The organism is Pseudomonas sp. NPDC089758, from assembly GCF_044748705.1.
In the GTDB taxonomy this organism is placed as follows: Bacteria; Pseudomonadota; Gammaproteobacteria; order Pseudomonadales; family Pseudomonadaceae; genus Aquipseudomonas; species Aquipseudomonas putida_X.
In genome coordinates this window covers 62,656-80,184 of sequence record NZ_JBIVGN010000012.1, presented here as the reverse complement: position 1 = coordinate 80,184, position 17,529 = coordinate 62,656, and the positions used below count along the sequence as shown (strand labels likewise).

The 17,529-nt window shown below is 61.7% G+C and carries 15 protein-coding genes; 6 read left to right on the top strand and 9 right to left on the bottom strand.

Translation table 11 applies throughout. The annotated features are described in order from the left end of the window. Positions 1-100 precede the first annotated feature (100 nt). The 4 genes from ACIPZH_RS17270 (at position 101) to ACIPZH_RS17255 (ending at position 5,906) form a co-directional block, all read left to right on the top strand. Positions 101-397, top strand: a complete 297-nt coding sequence (locus tag ACIPZH_RS17270; protein WP_400637008.1) for a pyrroloquinoline quinone biosynthesis protein PqqE — start codon at positions 101-103, stop codon at positions 395-397. Between the two features lie 305 nt (positions 398-702). Next, the gene (locus ACIPZH_RS17265; RefSeq protein WP_400637006.1) at positions 703-2,508 is read left to right on the top strand and encodes a phenylacyl-CoA dehydrogenase; all 1,806 of its coding nucleotides are present in this window, start codon (positions 703-705) and stop codon (positions 2,506-2,508) included. A 212-nt stretch (positions 2,509-2,720) separates the two neighbouring features. Next, on the top strand, positions 2,721-4,004 hold the full coding sequence (locus ACIPZH_RS17260; RefSeq protein ID WP_267819259.1) for a GGDEF domain-containing protein: 1,284 nt from the start codon (positions 2,721-2,723) through the stop codon (positions 4,002-4,004). A gap of 123 nt (positions 4,005-4,127) precedes the next feature. Next, entirely contained in the window at positions 4,128-5,906 is a 1,779-nt protein-coding gene (locus tag ACIPZH_RS17255) for an acyl-CoA dehydrogenase C-terminal domain-containing protein (protein ID WP_349976511.1), read from the top strand. 259 nt (positions 5,907-6,165) lie between these two features. Here ACIPZH_RS17255 and ACIPZH_RS17250 read toward each other — a convergent pair whose 3' ends face one another. Then, on the bottom strand, positions 6,166-7,089 hold the full coding sequence (locus ACIPZH_RS17250; protein ID WP_241805683.1) for a LysR family transcriptional regulator: 924 nt from the start codon (positions 7,087-7,089) through the stop codon (positions 6,166-6,168). A gap of 208 nt (positions 7,090-7,297) precedes the next feature. Here ACIPZH_RS17250 and ACIPZH_RS17245 point away from each other — a divergent pair, with 208 nt between their 5' ends. Together ACIPZH_RS17245 and ACIPZH_RS17240 are read left to right on the top strand one after the other, a co-directional pair. Further along, a complete protein-coding gene (locus tag ACIPZH_RS17245) occupies positions 7,298-8,578 on the top strand; it encodes an aspartate aminotransferase family protein (protein ID WP_400637004.1) in 1,281 nt (426 codons plus the stop codon). 152 nt (positions 8,579-8,730) lie between these two features. Further along, on the top strand, positions 8,731-8,889 hold the full coding sequence (locus ACIPZH_RS17240; RefSeq protein ID WP_041022294.1) for a YqaE/Pmp3 family membrane protein: 159 nt from the start codon (positions 8,731-8,733) through the stop codon (positions 8,887-8,889). 65 nt (positions 8,890-8,954) lie between these two features. Here ACIPZH_RS17240 and ACIPZH_RS17235 read toward each other — a convergent pair whose 3' ends face one another. The 8 genes from ACIPZH_RS17235 to pqqF form a co-directional block, all read right to left on the bottom strand. Beyond that, positions 8,955-9,881, bottom strand: coding sequence for a heparin lyase I family protein (locus ACIPZH_RS17235; protein ID WP_400637002.1), 927 nt, complete (start codon positions 9,879-9,881; stop codon positions 8,955-8,957). Between the two features lie 155 nt (positions 9,882-10,036). Continuing rightward, positions 10,037-11,875, bottom strand: a complete 1,839-nt coding sequence (locus ACIPZH_RS17230; RefSeq protein WP_400637000.1) for a prolyl oligopeptidase family serine peptidase — start codon at positions 11,873-11,875, stop codon at positions 10,037-10,039. Continuing rightward, positions 11,841-12,989, bottom strand: coding sequence for a pyrroloquinoline quinone biosynthesis protein PqqE (pqqE, locus tag ACIPZH_RS17225; RefSeq protein WP_400636998.1), 1,149 nt, complete (start codon positions 12,987-12,989; stop codon positions 11,841-11,843). The genes ACIPZH_RS17230 and pqqE overlap by 35 nt, the downstream gene beginning before the upstream one ends. Then, on the bottom strand, positions 12,961-13,236 hold the full coding sequence (gene pqqD / locus ACIPZH_RS17220; RefSeq protein WP_012316584.1) for a pyrroloquinoline quinone biosynthesis peptide chaperone PqqD: 276 nt from the start codon (positions 13,234-13,236) through the stop codon (positions 12,961-12,963). The genes pqqE and pqqD overlap by 29 nt, the downstream gene beginning before the upstream one ends. Continuing rightward, the gene (gene pqqC / locus ACIPZH_RS17215; RefSeq protein WP_012316583.1) at positions 13,233-13,988 is read right to left on the bottom strand and encodes a pyrroloquinoline-quinone synthase PqqC; all 756 of its coding nucleotides are present in this window, start codon (positions 13,986-13,988) and stop codon (positions 13,233-13,235) included. The genes pqqD and pqqC overlap by 4 nt, the downstream gene beginning before the upstream one ends. 9 nt (positions 13,989-13,997) lie before the next feature. Continuing rightward, positions 13,998-14,909: a pyrroloquinoline quinone biosynthesis protein PqqB gene (gene pqqB, locus ACIPZH_RS17210; RefSeq protein ID WP_241805688.1), complete on the bottom strand. Its 912-nt coding sequence runs from the start codon at positions 14,907-14,909 to the stop codon at positions 13,998-14,000. 89 nt (positions 14,910-14,998) lie between these two features. Further along, entirely contained in the window at positions 14,999-15,070 is a 72-nt protein-coding gene (gene pqqA, locus ACIPZH_RS17205) for a pyrroloquinoline quinone precursor peptide PqqA (RefSeq protein ID WP_008365141.1), read from the bottom strand. Positions 15,071-15,239: 169 nt separating this feature from the next. Then, a complete protein-coding gene (gene pqqF / locus ACIPZH_RS17200; protein WP_400636995.1) occupies positions 15,240-17,525 on the bottom strand; it encodes a pyrroloquinoline quinone biosynthesis protein PqqF in 2,286 nt (761 codons plus the stop codon). Between the last annotated feature and the right edge of the window lie 4 nt (positions 17,526-17,529).

Genomic DNA, 17,529 nt, shown 5'->3' with positions numbered 1-17,529 from the left:
TATCAGATAGCACGGGGCCATTAGCGATTTAAACGGGCCTTTATGGCCAAGGCCTGTTTTAATCAGGCCTGTTCACATCCAGCGTCATTGGAGTTTTGACATGGAAATCACCGGTAGCTCCGCGTATTACGCGGGCCTCAGCGCCATCCAGAGCGGGCAGAACCGCGTCGATCAGGCGGCCAGCCAGATCGCCAGCAACTCTGTCGAACGCGCCGCCACCAGCCAGTCCAGCGATTTTCAGGCCGAGCGCCTGCGTGCGGTCGACCGCAGCCAGCAGATGGACCTTGCCACCAGCACAGTGCAGCTGGCCCTGGGCAAGACCGAGGTGGAACTGGGCGCGAAAGTCGCCAAGGCTTCCGACGAAATGCTCGGTCGGTTCATCGATACCTACGCCTGAGGGCGAAACATTCAGAAACCTGCACGGGGCTTTGTGCAAGCGGGCCTGCCCGCGGATGCGTTTGATCAGGCTGCATTTTTTGCCTGAGCCGACGCCTTCGCGGCCAGGCCCGCTGCCTTTGTCATGGGTGTCTTTCAAGGCGGTGGCATAAACGCCATCTTTCGCGGCGTAAATGGCACCATAGTCCCTCCTTGACATCGGTCAGTCCTAAACGTAAGTTTCAAACAACTGTTTGACCGAAAGCCGGCAAGAGCTGGTCGGTATCAGCGGTCTCCCCACCGGACTCATCACAGAGGTTCATCGCAATGCCTGATTACAAAGCCCCCTTGCGTGATATTCGCTTCGTGCGCGACGAGCTGCTTGGCTATGAGGCGCACTATCAGAGCCTGCCGGGTTGCCAGGACGCAACGCCCGACATGGTCGACGCGATCCTCGAAGAAGGCGCGAAATTCTGTGAGCAGGTACTGGCCCCGCTGAACCGCGTCGGTGACCTGGAAGGCTGCACCTGGAGCGAGTCCGGCGTGAAGACCCCGACTGGTTTCAAGCAAGCCTACGAGCAGTTCGTCGAAGGCGGCTGGCCGAGCCTGGCCCATGACGTCGCCCATGGCGGTCAGGGCCTGCCTGAGTCGCTGGGCCTGGCGTTGAGCGAGATGGTGGGCGAGTCGAACTGGTCGTGGGGCATGTACCCAGGCCTGTCCCATGGTGCGATGAACACCATTTCTGCCCACGGTACTGAAGAGCAGCAGGAAACCTACCTGACCAAACTGGTATCGGGCGAATGGACGGGCACCATGTGCTTGACCGAACCGCACTGCGGCACCGACCTGGGCATGCTGCGCACCAAGGCCGAGCCGCAAGCTGATGGCTCGTACCGCATTTCCGGCACCAAGATCTTCATTTCTGCCGGCGAACACGACATGGCCGACAACATCGTCCACATCGTGCTGGCCCGCCTGCCGGATGCCCCGGCCGGCACCAAAGGTATCTCGCTGTTCATCGTGCCGAAGTTCCTGCCCGACGCGCAGGGCGGGGTAGGGGAGCGCAACGGCGTGAGCTGCGGCTCGATCGAGCACAAGATGGGCATCCACGGCAACGCTACCTGCGTGATGAACTTCGACAGCGCCACCGGCTACTTGATCGGCCCAGCCAACAAGGGCCTGAACTGCATGTTCACGTTCATGAACACTGCCCGCCTGGGCACCGCGCTGCAAGGCCTGGCCCATGCCGAGGTGGCCTTCCAGGGTGGCCTGAAGTACGCCCGTGACCGTCTGCAGATGCGTTCGCTGACCGGCCCCAAAGCGCCTGACAAGGCTGCTGACCCGATCATCGTGCACCCGGACGTTCGCCGCATGCTGCTGACCATGAAGGCCTTCGCCGAAGGCAACCGCGCCATGGTCTACTTCACCGCCAAGCAGGTGGACATCGTCAAATACAGCCAGGACGAGGAAGAGCGCAAGAAGGCCGACGCCCTGCTGGCGTTCCTGACCCCGATCGCCAAGGCGTTCATGACCGAAGTCGGCTTCGAGGCGGCCAACCACGGCGTGCAGATCTACGGCGGCCACGGCTTCATCGCCGAGTGGGGCATGGAGCAGAATGTGCGCGACAGCCGTATTTCCATGCTGTACGAAGGCACCACCGGCATCCAGGCCCTCGACCTGCTGGGCCGCAAAGTGCTGATGACCCAGGGCGAAGCACTCAAAGGCTTCACCAAGATCGTGCACAAGTTCTGCCAGGCGCAGGAAGGCAATGAGGCGGTCAAGGAGTTCGTCGAGCCGCTGGCTGCGATCAACAAGGAATGGGGTGAGCTGACCATGAAAGTGGGCATGGCTGCCATGAAGGACCGCGAAGAAGTAGGCGCTGCCTCGGTTGATTACCTGATGTACTCCGGTTATGCGTGCCTGGCGTACTTCTGGGCCGACATGGCACGCCTGGCTGCCGAGAAGCTGGCTGCCGGCACTTCGGAAAAGGCCTTCTACACCGCCAAGCTGCAGACGGCGCGCTTCTACTTCCAGCGTATCCTGCCGCGTACTCGCACCCATGTGGCGACCATGCTGTCCGGTGCCAACAACCTGATGGCGATGGACGAAGAGCACTTCGGCCTGTCCTACTAAGCCGCAAGGCTTCACAAAAACCCGCTTGCCTGACCGGCAGGCGGGTTTTTTTATTTCCGGGGGCCGCTGCGCGCCCCAAGATCCGGTTACAAGAAAAGCTCAAGCCCTCCGCCCCTGCTGCCGTTAACCCCCGTGCATTCATCTATTCATGTGCGCTGCCGATGAAGTAAGGGCACAATGCCATTATTGATCTGCCGGGTCGGAGATTACCCTTGTTTCGTTTAAACGCTGTACGCGCAAGCCACTTCCTGCCTTCACTTATCCTCTTGCTGGCAGGGCTTGCGGCGGCTTACGTAAGAGACCTCAGCGTCTTCTTCACATCACTGTTCAACGTCCTGCCTACCTTGGTGCTGCTGCTGGGCGGCGCTTACTGTGCGGTTTACCGTCGCCAGCGCGAGCTGTTCTTGATGGTCACGGTCTACATCGCCTATTTCCTGCTCGATACCCAGACCGACTACTACCGTGACAACGGCCGTGTGCGCGAGGACGCAGCGGTGATCTTCCATCTGGTCTGCCTGCTTCTGCCTGCATTGTTCGGGCTGTTTGGCGCCTGGCAGGAGCGTACCCACTTGGCCCAGGACCTGCTTGCCCGGTTCGCGGTGCTGTTCGCTGTGGGTAGCGTGGCCGTGGCGCTGGAGCAAAGCTTTCCCCAGGCTTTGCTGGCTTGGTTGGCGGAAATACGCTGGCCGTCACTGCATGGGCAGTGGATGAGCCTGATTCAGATGGTCTACCCGTTGTTCATGGGTGTTTTCATCCTGCTGGTGGTGCAGTACCTGCGTGAGCCAAGGCCCCTGCATGCAGCTCAGATCATCGGGCTGATCGGTATCTTCTGGATGCTGCCCAAGACGTTCATCCTGCCGTTCACCCTGAACATCATGTGCAGCCAGGTGATGTTGATGATCGCTGCGGCGGTTTCTCACGAGGCCTACCAGATGGCCTTCCGTGACGAGCTGACCGGCCTGCCCGGGCGGCGTGCATTGAACGAACGCATGCAGCGCCTGGGGCGCAATTACGTGATTGCCATGACCGACGTCGATCACTTCAAGAAATTCAACGACACCCACGGCCACGATGTCGGTGACCAGGTATTGCGCCTGGTCGCGAGCCGGCTGTCGAAGGTCACCGGTGGCGGGCGCGCCTACCGCTACGGCGGCGAGGAGTTTGCCCTGGTGTTCGCCGGCAAGACCGCCGAGGAGTGCGTGCCGCATGTGGAAGCTGTGCGGGAAATGATCGCCAACTACACGATGCAGCTTCGTGACCAGAACAACCGGCCGCAGGACGATTCCGCCGGGCGACAACGCCGCAGCGGCAGTGGTGCAGGCACGGTATCGGTGACCATCAGTATCGGCGTCGCTGAACGCCTGATGGAGCATCGCAACCCCGAAGAGGTACTGAAGTCCGCCGACCAGGCGCTTTACAGCGCCAAAGGTGCCGGCCGCAACTGTGTCATGGTTTATGGCCAACAATCACGACGCGGGGCCGTTCGTACTGCGTGACTGTAATTGACTATATGGTCGCGTGATGACCCTATGTCTCGCAAAAGTTGTTCGGTTACACTGGATTCAATCCCGTGCTGCGGTCCTTCGAGACCGCCCCGACCCTACCCGCGAGAGGTTGTCATGGCTGAATATAAAGCGCCGCTGCGCGACATGCGCTTCGTTCTGAATGAAGTCTTCAACGTGGCAGAGCTGTGGGCGCAACTGCCTGAGCTGGCCGAAACGGTCGATGCGCAAACCGCACTCGCCGTTCTGGAAGAAGCAGGCAAGGTCACCAGCAAGTCCATCGCGCCGCTCAGCCGCGCGGCTGACGAAGAAGGCTGTCACTGGGAAAACGGTGCGGTAAGTACCCCAGCTGGCTTCATCGAGGCCTACAACACTTACGCCGAGGGCGGCTGGGTAGGTGTGGGCGGCGATCCCCAGTACGGTGGCATGGGCATGCCCAAGGCGATTTCCGCCCAGGTTGAGGAAATGGTCAACGCTTCGAGCCTGGCGTTTGGCCTGTACCCCATGCTGACCGCTGGGGCCTGCCTGTCGATCAACGCCCACGCCAGCGAAGCGCTCAAGGAAAAGTACCTGCCGAACATGTATTCCGGCGTGTGGGCAGGCTCCATGTGCCTCACCGAGCCCCATGCCGGTACCGACCTCGGCATCATCCGTACCAAGGCCGAGCCCCAGGCCGATGGCAGCTACAAGGTCAGCGGCACGAAGATCTTCATCACCGGCGGCGAACACGACCTGACCGAAAACATCATCCACCTCGTGCTGGCCAAGCTGCCGGACGCACCGGCGGGGCCTAAAGGTATCTCGCTGTTCCTGGTGCCCAAGTTCCTGGTCAACGATGACGGCAGCCTCGGGGCGCGCAACCCGGCTACCTGTGGCTCGATCGAGCACAAGATGGGTATCCAGGCCTCGGCCACGTGCGTGATGAACTTCGATGAAGCCGTAGGTTACATCGTCGGTGAGCCGAACAAGGGCCTGGCGGCGATGTTCACCATGATGAACTACGAGCGCCTGGGCGTGGGCATTCAGGGCTTGGCCACGGCGGAACGTTCCTACCAGAATGCCGTCGAGTATGCCCGCGACCGTTTGCAGAGCCGCGCCCCTACCGGTCCGCAGGCCAAGGACAAGGCGGCCGACCCGATTATCGTCCACCCGGACGTGCGCCGCATGCTGCTGACCATGAAAGCGCTGATCGAAGGTGGCCGCGCCTTCTCGACGTACGTGGCAATGCAGTTGGACAGCGCCAAGTACAGCGAAGAGCCGGGTACGCGCAAACGCAGTGAAGAGCTGGTGGCACTGTTGACCCCGGTCGCCAAGGCGTTCCTCACCGATCTGGGCCTGGAGTGCGCGGTGCATGGCCAGCAGGTGTTCGGTGGGCATGGCTACATTCGTGAGTGGGGCCAGGAGCAGCTGGTTCGCGATGTACGCATTACCCAGATCTACGAAGGCACCAACGGCATTCAGGCCCTGGACCTGATGGGCCGCAAGGTGGTGGCCAGTGGTGGTGCTTACTACAAGCTGTTCTCTGAGGAAATTCGCCAGTTCATCGCCAGTGCGGGGGCTGACCAGGATGAGTTCGCCAAGCCGCTGGGTGCCTACCTCGACCAACTCGACGGGCTGACCGAGTGGGTACTGGAGCGGGCCAAAGGCAACCCGAATGAAATCGGTGCCGCATCGGTCGAGTACCTGCATGCCTTTGGCTATGTCGCCTATGCCTACATGTGGGCGTTGATGGCGCGTGCGGCCAAGGCGGGCGAGGGCGATGAGGCGTTCTACTCGGCCAAGCTGGGCACAGCGCGGTTCTACTTCGCCAGGCTTCTGCCGCGGGTGGATTCGTTGGTGGCTTCGGTCAAGGCGGGGAGCGAGTCGTTGTACTTGCTGGATGCCGAACAGTTCTGAGCAGTGGCATGTAGGCACCGCGTTTATTGATGGACGTTGCTTGTAAGCATTTTCCTACATAACGCGGTGACTTTTCGCCACTGGTGTCAGATTGGATCCACGGCTAATCTTTTCCCATGGACGTTGCGCAGGAAGCGCAAAGGACAGAACAGGGACAAACGAAGGATTTCCTGCCAGGACGGTAGGGCGATAAGGATGTCACAGGGAAAAAGTCTGGGAAAACCCCGCTTCGGCGGGGTTTTCTTTGCGCGCGTGTATTTCAGCCAAGTACATCCAGCGCTGAAGCCCCCAATTGCCGTGCGTCGGCCTCCTCCTCCAGCAGCGTACGCAGCAACTCAACCGATGCTTGCTGGCGCTGCGCATCACGAAATACCAGGCCAACCTTCAACGGCACCCGCGGTTCGCTCAAGGGTTTCCACAGCAGCCCTTGGTCATCTTCGGCAGCATCCTTGGCGCGGCCAGGCAGGATAGTGGCCAGTGCGGTATGGGCCAGGCTGTCGAGAATGCCGCCCATGTTGTTCATCTCTGCCTGAACCTGCGGCCTGCGCCCTAGGCTGGCCAGTTGTTGCTTCCAGATCTGGCGGACCTGGAACTCCTCGCCAAGCATCAGCATCGGCAGTTCAGCCGCTTGCCGGATAGAGACCTTCTTGAAGTCCTTCAACGGGTGGGTATCAGGGATGACCAATTGCAGTTCATCTTCGTACAGCAGCAAGCCGTGCAGCCCTGGCTGGCGTGGCGGCAGGTAGCTGATACCGATATCAAGGTTGCCGTTGAGCAGGCGTCGTTCGATTTCCAGCCCGGACAGCTCGTAGATCTGTACCACAAGATGCGGCTGGGCCTTGCGCAAGCGCTCTAGCAACTGCGGAACCAGGCTCGGGCGCACTGTCTGTAGCACGCCGATGGCCAGCGTGCGCAAGGATTGGCCCTTGAAGTTACGCATCGCTTCGTGGGCGCGCTGCAGCCCGTCGAGCAGGGGTAGGGCGTGGTTGTAAAGGGTGTGAGCCGCCAGGGTCGGCAGCAGGCGCTTGTTGCTGCGCTCGAAAAGGCTCAGGTCAAGGCTGTGCTCAAGCTGGCGGATCTGCTGGGAGAGGGCCGGCTGAGACAGTGACAGCCGTTCAGCGGCGCGGCCGACATGGCCTTCTTCATACACCGCGACGAAATAACGCAGTTGGCGAAAATCCATAAGTATTACTTATCGAAAAAGCTGAAAAAACGAAATGGCCGCTAGCGCCGCCTGAGCCTAGTCTATCGCTGTATTTCAGCGGCTTACAGCGATCAATTCGCGCATTGTTACCCCGTTCGAAAAACACTTTTGATAGGAAAGGCAAAATTATCAAGCGCCGGCGCCGAGACCGGACGCTGCCCCCTGCGGTGACTGGCTGGAGCCCCCCATGAACCTGTTCAACCTGCGCCGATCGGTCCCCGCCACGGCTGTCGAGCCAAAGCGCGCGCCGGTCATCGTGCCAGACGCATCGGCGTTGTCGCGTGAGCGCCTGATGCCCGGCACCGAGCGGGCGCCTCAAGTGTTCGTGCGCGGCCAAGGCTCCTGGTTGTGGGACCACGAAGGGCATGCCTACTTGGATTTTACCCAGGGCGGCGGGGTGAACAGCCTGGGCCACAGCCCTGGCGTGGTGGCCAAGGCGCTGGGCAACCAGGCCCAGGCGTTGATCAACCCGGGGGCGGGTTTCCATAGCCGTGGTTTGCTGGCGCTGGTCAACCGCTTGTGCCAGAGCACCGGTAGCGATCAGGGCTATCTGCTCAACAGCGGCGCCGAGGCCTGCGAGGGGGCGATCAAGTTGGCGCGCAAGTGGGGCCAACTGCACCGCAACGGCGCTTATCACATCATCACTGCCAGTCAGGGCTGCCATGGCCGTAGCCTGGGGGCCCTGTCGGCGTCCGATCCGCTGCCGTGCAACCGCTGCGAGCCCGGCCTGCCGGGCTTCAGCAAAGTGCCATTCAATGACCTTGCTGCCCTGCACGCCGCAGTGGATTCGCGCACCGTGGCAATCATGCTCGAGCCTGTCCAGGGCGAGGCGGGTGTCATCCCTGCCACGCAGGAGTACCTCAAGGGCGTGGAAACACTGTGCCGTGAGCTGGGCATCCTGCTGATCCTCGATGAGGTGCAGACCGGTATGGGTCGTTGTGGTGCGCTGCTGGCCGAGGAGCTTTATGGGGTGCGCGCGGACATCATCACCCTAGGCAAGGGGCTGGGCGGCGGTGTGCCATTGGCTGCCTTGCTTGCCCGGGGCACAGCATGCTGCGCTGCGCCTGGCGAACTGGAAGGCAGCCACCACGGCAATGCCCTGATGTGCGCCGCCGGCCTGGCTGTTTTGGACGCTGTGCTGGAGCCTGGCTTTCTCGCCCAGGTGCAGGATAACGGCCGCCACCTGCGCGAAGGCCTGAGCCGCCTGGCCGGGCGCTATGGCTTGGGTGAAGTACGCGGGCAAGGCCTGCTGTGGGCCCTGCAACTGAAAGAACACCTGGCCCGCGAACTGGTGGCAGCGGCCCTGCACGAAGGCCTGCTGCTGAATGCGCCGCAAGCGGATGTGGTGCGTTTTTCGCCAGCGCTTACCGTGAGCAAAGGCAACATCGATGAAATGCTGTTGCGCCTGGCCCGGGCGTTCGCCCGCCTGCACGCGCAGCAGCAGGCCCGTCGCGAGGTACCGGCGTAGCTGTATAGCAAGACCGAGAATTTTACGAACCGTCTGGCGTTCCTGCGCATCGCCCCTGGCCTGTTTCATTCGGCCCGGGGCGTTTTTTTTTGCCGGTGGAACCTCTGTGGCGGGCGGCTAGTCTTTGATGTAACCCTTCAGGAGAAACTCGCATGGACCTTATTCGCATCATCATTGCTATTCTTTTGCCACCTCTGGGCGTGTTTCTGCAGGTGGGTTTTGGCGGGGCGTTCTGGTTGAATATTCTGCTGACCCTGCTGGGATACATTCCAGGGATCGTGCACGCGGTGTACATCATCGCCAAGCGCTGAGGCGCCGGGGGTTGAAGACATGCCTGTCTCCCAACCCCCGCAACAGTCATCAGTTTCTAAGCTCGCTATGCAATGCGTTTTACCATGAGTTTGTCGACGTAGTGTTTCAGCGCGTTCAGTGGGAACCCGGTGTTGTACGCGCCCCATTTCAAGTAATGCCGGGCAGGGGAGAATGTCTGGCATACGAGGGTGTAAGGATCCTCTTCACCGGGTTGCCTGGGTTTCCCTTCTCGGTCGGCCGTGAATTTCTGGGGGGCATTATCCAGAAATAGCTGAACCGTACCGATATCTTGGTCACTGGAGAGCAGAACCCGAATGCGGATGTCGTACCACGTGTCCGCTTCAATGTGCGTCCACCACACCACCTTGTGTTTTTCACCATCAAGCCGGGTGTTGTAGTGCGTCATTTCAAAACGGCCGGCCTGCACCTTCATGAAAAAAGGGTATACGTTGCTGCCCTCGGACTTCCACTGAAAGATCACATAGTCGCCATAGGGGGCGTTGTCGACTTCCGGAAACTTGCTGCTCCAACAGAAGTCGTAAATCTGGTTATCCTTCCAGCCTTCATAAACTTCGTAGGGTGCCACATTGACTTTGATGGAGTTGGACTCGCACCGATAGTTTGTCGAGTGGGCCGGTTTGTCAAACAGCCAGACTTTACCTCGCTCCGTATCGTGTACTACCTTGAGGCTGGCACCCGTCTCGGAACCACCTGTCTCTACCATTCTGAAGAGGTCATTGGGCGCTTTCTGCTCATCTTCCTGGGTGCGATCGAGGGGTGTGGTTGACCCGACCCACATCAGAAAGTTATCAGGGGCACTGCGTGGGCAGCTCTCCTCTTTAACCTCCGGCTGGTTCTTTTCAAGGAGTGCACCCTGGTTTTTGTCCGGCGATAACCATTGCCGTAATAGCGCCCATGCCCGCATGGCAAAGTGCGGTCGGCCATATTTTTGATCTTTGATAGGTGCTTCGTGTTCGTCGTTTTCCATCATGGCGGCCCGGTGTCCATTTACAGTAACCGCCGCCCTGAAAGCGCATTCATACAGGTCAAGGACGGCGCGATTACTGCGAAGTTAGGACCAGAACCAAAACACGTCTACTGACAAAATTGCCAGGTAATTGAGGTGTTGCCGAGTGCAATGTGCTCTCAACTTTTATCCTGTTGATGGTTGATCACGTTGCTAAAGAACAGCCACTCCTGTTCCAGCGCATGCGCCAGGTTATCCGCCTGCCGGAAGCCGTGCCGTTCGAGGGCATAGAAATGCCCCTCTGCCTGAATACCCTTGGCCTTGAGCGCTGCGAGCATTTCTCGGGTCTGCTCCGGCACCACCACAGCATCCAGTTCACCCTGAAAGAAAATCACCGGCACGTTGATCTGCTCGGCATGCAGCAGTGGGGTGCGTTGGCGATAGCTCTCGGCATCCTGCTGCGGGTCGCCGATCAGCCAGTCCAGGTAATCCCCTTCGAACTTGTGCGTGGCACGGCCCAGGGCTAGCGGGTCGCTGACCCCATAGAGGCTGGCGCCGGCGCGGAACACGTCATGGAACGCCAAGGCGCACAGCGTGGTGTAGCCCCCCGCGCTGCCGCCGCGGATGAACGCCTTGTGCTTGTCGACCAAACCCTGAGCGGCCAGGTATTCGACCGCCGCGCAAGCATCGGCCACATCGCTCTCACCCCAACGCAGGTGCAGTGCCTGGCGGTATTCCCGGCCATAGCCGGTGCTGCCCCGGTAGTTCAGGTCGGCCACGGCAAAGCCGCGTTGGGTCCAGTACTGGATGCGTGGGTCCAGCACGGGATAGCAGGCTGAGGTCGGCCCGCCATGTATGAACACCACCAGCGGTGCGGCGCCCTGCGACTGCGATGGCGGGTAGAAGAAGCCATGGGCCTGTTCCTCGTCACTGCCATAGTGGAAGGACTGCGGCAGGCTGACCTGTTCTGCCGGCAGGATTTCGGCACCACCGGCCAGTACGCGCACCTCGTGGTGGCGGCGGTCAATGGCAATCACAGCCGGCGAGCTGATGGGCGAGGCGGCGATGGCATACAGGTGCTCGCTGTCCATGGCCAGGCTGCGAAAGCGCGTGTAGGCACTGGCATAACGCGCCATGTGGCCATCTTCAGCCCGCATCCCCAATTGCCCGAAGCCGTCTTTGAACCAGCTGGCCAGGTAGCTTTGCGGCCCCAGCGCCAGCCAGGTACAGGTGCCAAGCTGCCAAGGCGCGGCGGCGTGGTCCGCAAGCGCGGCAGGCAACGCCTGCCAGTGGCCCTCGACCTCACCCCAGGGCTGCCAGAAGCCGTTGCGGTCGGACAGGCAGTACAGGCGGCCTTCGGCATCGAAGCGCGGCTGTTGCAGCGATTCGTCAGCAGCGGCTACACGCTGCACCGGGCCCCAGTGGCCGCTGGCATCCCGGGTGCGACACATCAGCCGGGTGACGGTCCAAGGCTGTGCCGGGCGGTCCCATTCGACCCATGCCAGGCGTTGGCCATCGGCACTCACTGTGGGTGAGGCATAGAAATCGGCGCCTTCGGCCAGCACCTCGCGGCTGCATTCATCCAGCGCGACCAGGCGATGCTCTACCTGCTCGGCATGCCGCTCCTCGACGGCCAGCACTTGGCCAGCGTGCCACTGCACATCGCCGTAGCGGCAGCTGGCATCCTGAGTCAGCGCGCGCGGTGGCAGGTCGTCCAGTGGCTGGGTGTAGACCTGTTGATCCTTTTCGTTGACGAACACCAGCCCGTCGCCACCCAGGCAGAAGCTGCCACCGCCATACTCGTATACCCGGCTGCGCACGCTGAAGCCATCCGCGGTCAGGCAGCGTGCCTGGTGGTAAAGCCAGTGCCAGATGCGGCAAGCACCATCGGCCGGGCGGAATTCGATCCAGAACAACCCGTCGGCAGTGACTTTGAGTTCCGTGAAGTCGGTGCCGGCGGCAACCGCCTGGGCCGCACTGAATTCAGCCGCGGGCGATGACACGGGAGTTTCGATCATTGCGGAAGGTCATCTGTTCAATGGCAAGGTCGGCTGTTTCTGCCTCCTCGCGGGCTTTGAGGATGATGCCGTGGTCGGCCGACTTGGCGCACACCGGGTCGGCGTTGCTGGCGTCGCCGGTGAGCATGAAGGCCTGGCAGCGGCAGCCGCCGAAGTCCTTTTCTTTCTCGTCGCACGAACGGCAGGGTTCGGGCATCCAGTCATAACCACGGAAACGGTTGAAGCCGAACGAGTCGTACCAGATGTGCTTGAGGTCGTGATCGCGAACATTTGGGAACTGCACCGGTAGCTGACGGGCGCCATGACAGGGCAGGGCAGTGCCGTCCGGCGTGATGGTCAGAAACAGGCTGCCCCAGCCATTCATGCAGGCCTTGGGGCGTTCCTCGTAGTAGTCCGGCGTGACGAAGATCAGCTTGCACGGGTTGCCTTCGGCCTTGAGCTTCGCACGGTACTCGTTGGTGATCCGTTCAGCGCGTTCAAGTTGCTCACGGGTCGGCAACAGGCCCAAGCGGTTGAGGTGCGCCCAGCCATAGAACTGGCAGGTGGCAAGCTCGACGAAATCGGCCTCCAGCGCCACGCACAACTCGATGATGCGGTCGATCTTGTCGATGTTGTGCCGGTGGGTGACGAAGTTGAGCACCATCGGATAGCCATGGGCTTTCACCGCACGGGCCATCTCCAGTTTTTGTGCAAAGGCCTTTTTCGACCCCGCCAGCAGGTTGTTCACCTGTTCGTCGCTGGCCTGGAAACTGATCTGGATGTGGTCCAGACCGGCTTCCTTGAAGTTGGCGATACGTGCCTCGGTCAGGCCGATGCCGGAGGTGATCAGGTTGGTGTAGTAACCCAACTGGCGCGCTTCGCCGATCAGTTCGGCGAGGTCCTGGCGCACCAGCGGTTCGCCACCGGAAAAACCGATCTGCGCAGCGCCCATTTCACGGGCTTCGGCCATTACCTTGAACCACTGTGCGGTCGTCAGCTCCTTACCCTGTTCGGCGAAGTCGAGCGGGTTCGAGCAGTACGGGCACTGCAGCGGGCAGCGATAGGTCAGTTCGGCCAGCAGCCACAGCGGCAGGCCGACCGGTACCTCAGGCGAGGGTGATCCAGTGTTCGCCACGGGCCACCTCCATGAATTGCTCGATGTCATCAGCGACTTCGGGCACACCAGGAAATTGCTGTTCGAGCTCGGTGATGATCGCGTTCACGTCACGTTTGCCGTCGATCAGGCCGCCAATGAGGGAGGCGCTGTCATTGAGCTTGATCATGCCCTCAGGGTAGAGCAGCACATGGCCTTTCTGCGCCGGTTCGTACTGGAAACGATAACCGGGGCGCCAGTTCGGCACTTGTTTGCGGTCGAAACTCATAGGGCAATCCCCTTGTGCCATACCCGTTGCTGGGTGACGGTGTGATACGGCGGGCGGTGCAGCTCATAGGCCATGCTCATGGCATCGAGCATGCTCCAGAGGATATCCAGCTTGAACTGCAGGATTTCCAGCATACGCTCCTGGGCCGCCCGGGTGGTGTAGTGCTGCAAGGTGATCGTCAGGCCGTGTTCGACATCGCGCCGGGCCTGGCCCAGGCGGGTGCGGAAGTACTCGTAGCCGGCAGGATCGATCCACGGGTAGTGTTGCGGCCAGCTGTCCAGGCGCGACTGATGGATCTGCGGGGCGAACAGTTCGGTCAGCGAGCTGCTGGCCGCTTCCTGCCAGCTGGCACGGCGGGCGAAGTTCACGTACGCGTCGACGGCGAAGCGCACACCTGGCAGCACCAGCTCTTGGGAGCGCAGCTGGTCCGGGTCGAGCCCCACGGCCTGACCCAGGCGCAGCCAGGCTTCGATACCACCGTCTTCGCCCGGGGCGCCGTCGTGGTCGAGCAAGCGCTGGATCCACTCACGGCGCACTTCCCGGTCCGGGCAGTTGGCCAGGATCGCGGCATCCTTCATCGGGATGTTCACCTGGTAGTAGAAGCGGTTGGCCACCCAGCCCTGAATCTGTTCGCGGGTAGCGCGCCCTTCGTACATCGCCACGTGGTAGGGGTGATGAATATGGTAGTAGGCGCCCTTGGCGCGCAGAGCCTGCTCGAATTCGGCAGGCGACAGTGGCAGTGCTTCGCTCATCGGGCCTCCTTACAACTCGATGCTCATGCCGTCGAAGGCGACTTCTACCCCTCGGCGCTGGACCTCGGCGCGTTCGGGGGAGTCTTCGTCCAGAATCGGGTTGGTGTTGTTGATGTGGATAAGTACCTTGCGCTGGCTTGGGAAGCCGTCCAGCACCTCAAGCATGCCGCCGGGACCATTCTGCGCCAGGTGGCCCATTTCGCGGCCAGTACGGGTACCGACCCCGCGGCGCTGCATTTCATCATCCTCCCACAGCGTGCCGTCGACCAGCAGGCAGTCAGCGTCACGCATCATTGCCAGCAGTTTGTCGTCGACCTGGCCCAGGCCGGGCGCGTAGAACAGCTTGCCGCCGGTGCGGGTGTCTTCTACCAGCAGCCCCAGGTTGTCGCCCGGGTGTGGGTCGAAGCGGTGCGGGGAGTAAGGCGGTGCGGCGCTGCGCAGCGGGAAGGGGGTGAACTTGAGACGAGGGCAGGCCGGAATGACGAAGCTGCCCTCGAGCTCGATACGGTTCCACTGCAGGCCACCGTTCCAGTGGCTGAGCATGTTGAACAGCGGGAAGCCGGTGGTGAGGTCCTGATGGACCATGTCGGTGCACCAGACCTGATGCGGGCAGCCTTCGCGCAGACTGAGCAGGCCGGTGGTGTGGTCGATCTGGCTGTCGAGCAGGACGATGGCGTTGATGCCGGTGTCGCGCAGGGCACGGGCCGGCTGCATTGGCGCGAACGCCTGCAGCTGGGCACGGATGTCGGGTGAGGCGTTGCACAGGATCCAGTGAACACCGTCGTCGGACAGGGCTATCGACGACTGGGTACGTGCCGTGGCGCGCAGGCTGCCATCGCGATAGCCCTTGCAGTTGACGCAGTTGCAGTTCCACTGCGGAAAACCGCCGCCGGCGGCGGAACCGAGAATCTGGATGTACATGGTTGCTCTCTATCCGAACTGTGCGAAGAACCGTAGCCTGAAAAACGACAACGCCCCGGCTGGCCGAGGCGTTGAGACGCAGGCAATGCTTAGCGGCTGGCGAAGTACATGGTCACTTCGAAGCCGATACGCAGGTCAGTGTATGCAGGTTTGGTCCACATGGTTTTTGCTCCTTCCGGGTCAGGGTAGAGGGTTCAGCTATTTGTTTGGCGTCGCCTCGCGCCGAAGGTTCCGGCGGCTGAGATAGCGTTATCTTACAAGAAAATCATGTACCGAAAGGTTAATTCTTCGAAACGCGCCCTTGCGGTATACGTAACAATGGATTCCGGGTCAGTGCCAGGCCCCCTCTGGCGCAGGCCCATTGGCCAGGCAGAGCGAGGGTGAATCGGCTGCGAGCAGGCCACCCAGCAAATCGTCCAGATGTGCTTGTTGCGTTTTCAGGATAGCCGCGCTTAATGCGGGGAGATCACCGGGTAGTGTAGCCAAGTGTGTCTGCCATGCCCAATCGGCGAGGTCCGCGTTGGCCATGGCTGGCTCGTCGAACTGTTCCGCCAACCTCTGGCGTGCAGCTGCGTCCAGGCGTACCCCCTGGCGCAGAAGGGTGAGCAGGTGACCGAGGATCTCAGCGTGGGTGGCATGGGGTGATTGCACGCCGAACAGAAGCCCGCCGATGCCCTCCACCTGACGAAAGGTACTGAATACGGCGTAACCCAGCTGCAATTCCACACGTAACCTTTGGTACACAGGCCCTTGCAGCAACTGGGCGAGAAGCCGGCCGCAGGCCTGCTGGTGCGCAGGCACGGGGCAGAACAACAGCAGTGCGGGCTCGCTGCCCGGCACCTTGGCGTGGTGCCAGCGCCGGCCGTGCCAGGCGGGCGGCGGTACGGGCATGCCGAACTGTCCGGGGCAGCCTTGCAAGGCTGCGCTCAGGGCTTGCAGGGCAGTTGTATCGAACCCCACCGCCAGGCCATGCCATCGGCTGTGCTGCCATGCATCATCGAGTGCCTGTTGATTGACCGCCCTGGTTGGCTCGGGCGTTGGTACTGCGCCTGTGAGTGCCTCTGGCAGTTGGTTGAGCAGGGCCCTGATCGGGATCAGCAAGGGGGGCTGTTGTGTAGGCGGATCCCAGTCAGCAGCGGGCGAACGCAAACACGCGATGGCGAGTTCGACGGCTTTTATGACCGCTGTGAGCAGGCCAGCGCAACGCAGCTGCCAATACTCGCCTGCAGCACTGAACTGCAGTTGCACAGCGGCACGCTCGCAGCGTGCCTGTAGCGGCTGCAGGGCGCGTTCCAGCACAGCATAGAGGCGCTGGCGCAGGGCCGAAGGCACTTGCCAGCGCAGATGAACTGCCCCGTACTGGCGCGCCGCTGGCAGTTGCTGATTGACCGTCAGCGCTGCAGGCAATTGCGGCAATTGCGTGGGGGGCAAGCCGGGAAGCAGCAAGGGATCGGCGGCTGGCAACTGCCATGGGCCATGCTTGCGCGATGGCAGGCCTTCGAGCAGTGCCTGAAATGCGCAGAGTGCCTGTGCATCAAGTGCCGCCAATGGCTGGCCTGCGCTGTCGCGGCGGGCCAGATCGAGGGGGCTGGCGTTGCGTTCGCGGCTCTGTTGCAAAAGGCCGAATTCGGCGTTCAGGTGCGCCGGATCGCACTGTCGGATGAAGCCGAACCATCCGTGCAGCAGGGCGTGAGCTTCTTCTGCACAGGCGTCTTTGCTGAGTTCGAGCTCGATGTGCCAGAGCATCTGCCCGGCGAAGGCATAGAGCATTTCAGCCTTGAACGCTTGCAGCCAGCCGCGCTGGCGTAGTGCATCCAGCCAGGTGCCCGGCCTGCTGTCGCTCAAGCCGGCAATCAGCAGCTCCAATGCCCGTTCGGCACCAGGGGGCAGGTTTTCATGGGTGAAGACCAGGCCAGTGCTGGTGCTCGACAGGGCCGGTGGCGGTGTTTGTGGCCTGCGTTCGCCACACGCAAACGCACCGGCGTAGTGCCTTCCAAGCTGTTCGAGCTCATCCAGCGGTTGCGGCCCACACAGGCTCAAGGTGATCTGGCCGCCTTGGTAATAGCGTTGATGGAAATCTGTGAGCGCTCGCTGAAAGGCGGGGTCCTGCAACGCCAAGGTATACCGGTTGCCTGCATGAAAACCGCCTAGCGGATGGCCAGCCGACACTGACTGCAGCAGGGCCAAGCGCTGCTGTGCCTGCGGGTTGCGCGACCACGCGATGAATTCGGCATGGATCACTTCACGCTCGCGGCGCTGGCGCTCGCGACCCAGGTCTGGTTCGGCGAGCATCTGGCAAAGGCGGTGCAGCCCGCCGGCCAAGGCTGCGGGCGGCACTTCAAAGAAGAAATCCGTGGTGCGTTCGCGGGTGCTGGCATTGACCTGCCCGCCGAGGGTCTGGACGTAGCGCATCAGGCCGTCATCCAGCGCAAAGCGGGGGGTGCCAAGGAAGAACAGATGTTCGAGAAAGTGCGCCAGCCCTGGCCATTTTGCCGGGGCATCGTGGCTGCCCGCGTGGACCTTCAGCGCCGCAGCCGAGCGCTTGAGCCGCGGGGCATGGCGCAGGGTGAGCTGCAGGCCGTTGGCTAAGGTGAGGTGGCGAGTGGCATCAGGCATGGGG

Excerpts from the sequence above, each read along its gene's own strand:
- pqqF (WP_400636995.1), bottom strand. The coding sequence starts at position 17,525 with ATGCCTGATGCCACTCGCCACCTCACCTTAGCCAACGGCCTGCAGCTC.
- ACIPZH_RS17270 (WP_400637008.1), top strand. The coding sequence starts at position 101 with ATGGAAATCACCGGTAGCTCCGCGTATTACGCGGGCCTCAGCGCCATC.
- ACIPZH_RS17230 (WP_400637000.1), bottom strand. The coding sequence starts at position 11,875 with ATGATCGAAACTCCCGTGTCATCGCCCGCGGCTGAATTCAGTGCGGCC.
- ACIPZH_RS17265 (WP_400637006.1), top strand. The coding sequence starts at position 703 with ATGCCTGATTACAAAGCCCCCTTGCGTGATATTCGCTTCGTGCGCGAC.
- ACIPZH_RS17240 (WP_041022294.1), top strand. The coding sequence starts at position 8,731 with ATGGACCTTATTCGCATCATCATTGCTATTCTTTTGCCACCTCTGGGC.
- pqqB (WP_241805688.1), bottom strand. The coding sequence starts at position 14,909 with ATGTACATCCAGATTCTCGGTTCCGCCGCCGGCGGCGGTTTTCCGCAG.
- pqqD (WP_012316584.1), bottom strand. The coding sequence starts at position 13,236 with ATGAGTTTCGACCGCAAACAAGTGCCGAACTGGCGCCCCGGTTATCGT.
- ACIPZH_RS17235 (WP_400637002.1), bottom strand. The coding sequence starts at position 9,881 with ATGATGGAAAACGACGAACACGAAGCACCTATCAAAGATCAAAAATAT.
- pqqC (WP_012316583.1), bottom strand. The coding sequence starts at position 13,988 with ATGAGCGAAGCACTGCCACTGTCGCCTGCCGAATTCGAGCAGGCTCTG.
- ACIPZH_RS17250 (WP_241805683.1), bottom strand. The coding sequence starts at position 7,089 with ATGGATTTTCGCCAACTGCGTTATTTCGTCGCGGTGTATGAAGAAGGC.
- ACIPZH_RS17245 (WP_400637004.1), top strand. The coding sequence starts at position 7,298 with ATGAACCTGTTCAACCTGCGCCGATCGGTCCCCGCCACGGCTGTCGAG.
- ACIPZH_RS17255 (WP_349976511.1), top strand. The coding sequence starts at position 4,128 with ATGGCTGAATATAAAGCGCCGCTGCGCGACATGCGCTTCGTTCTGAAT.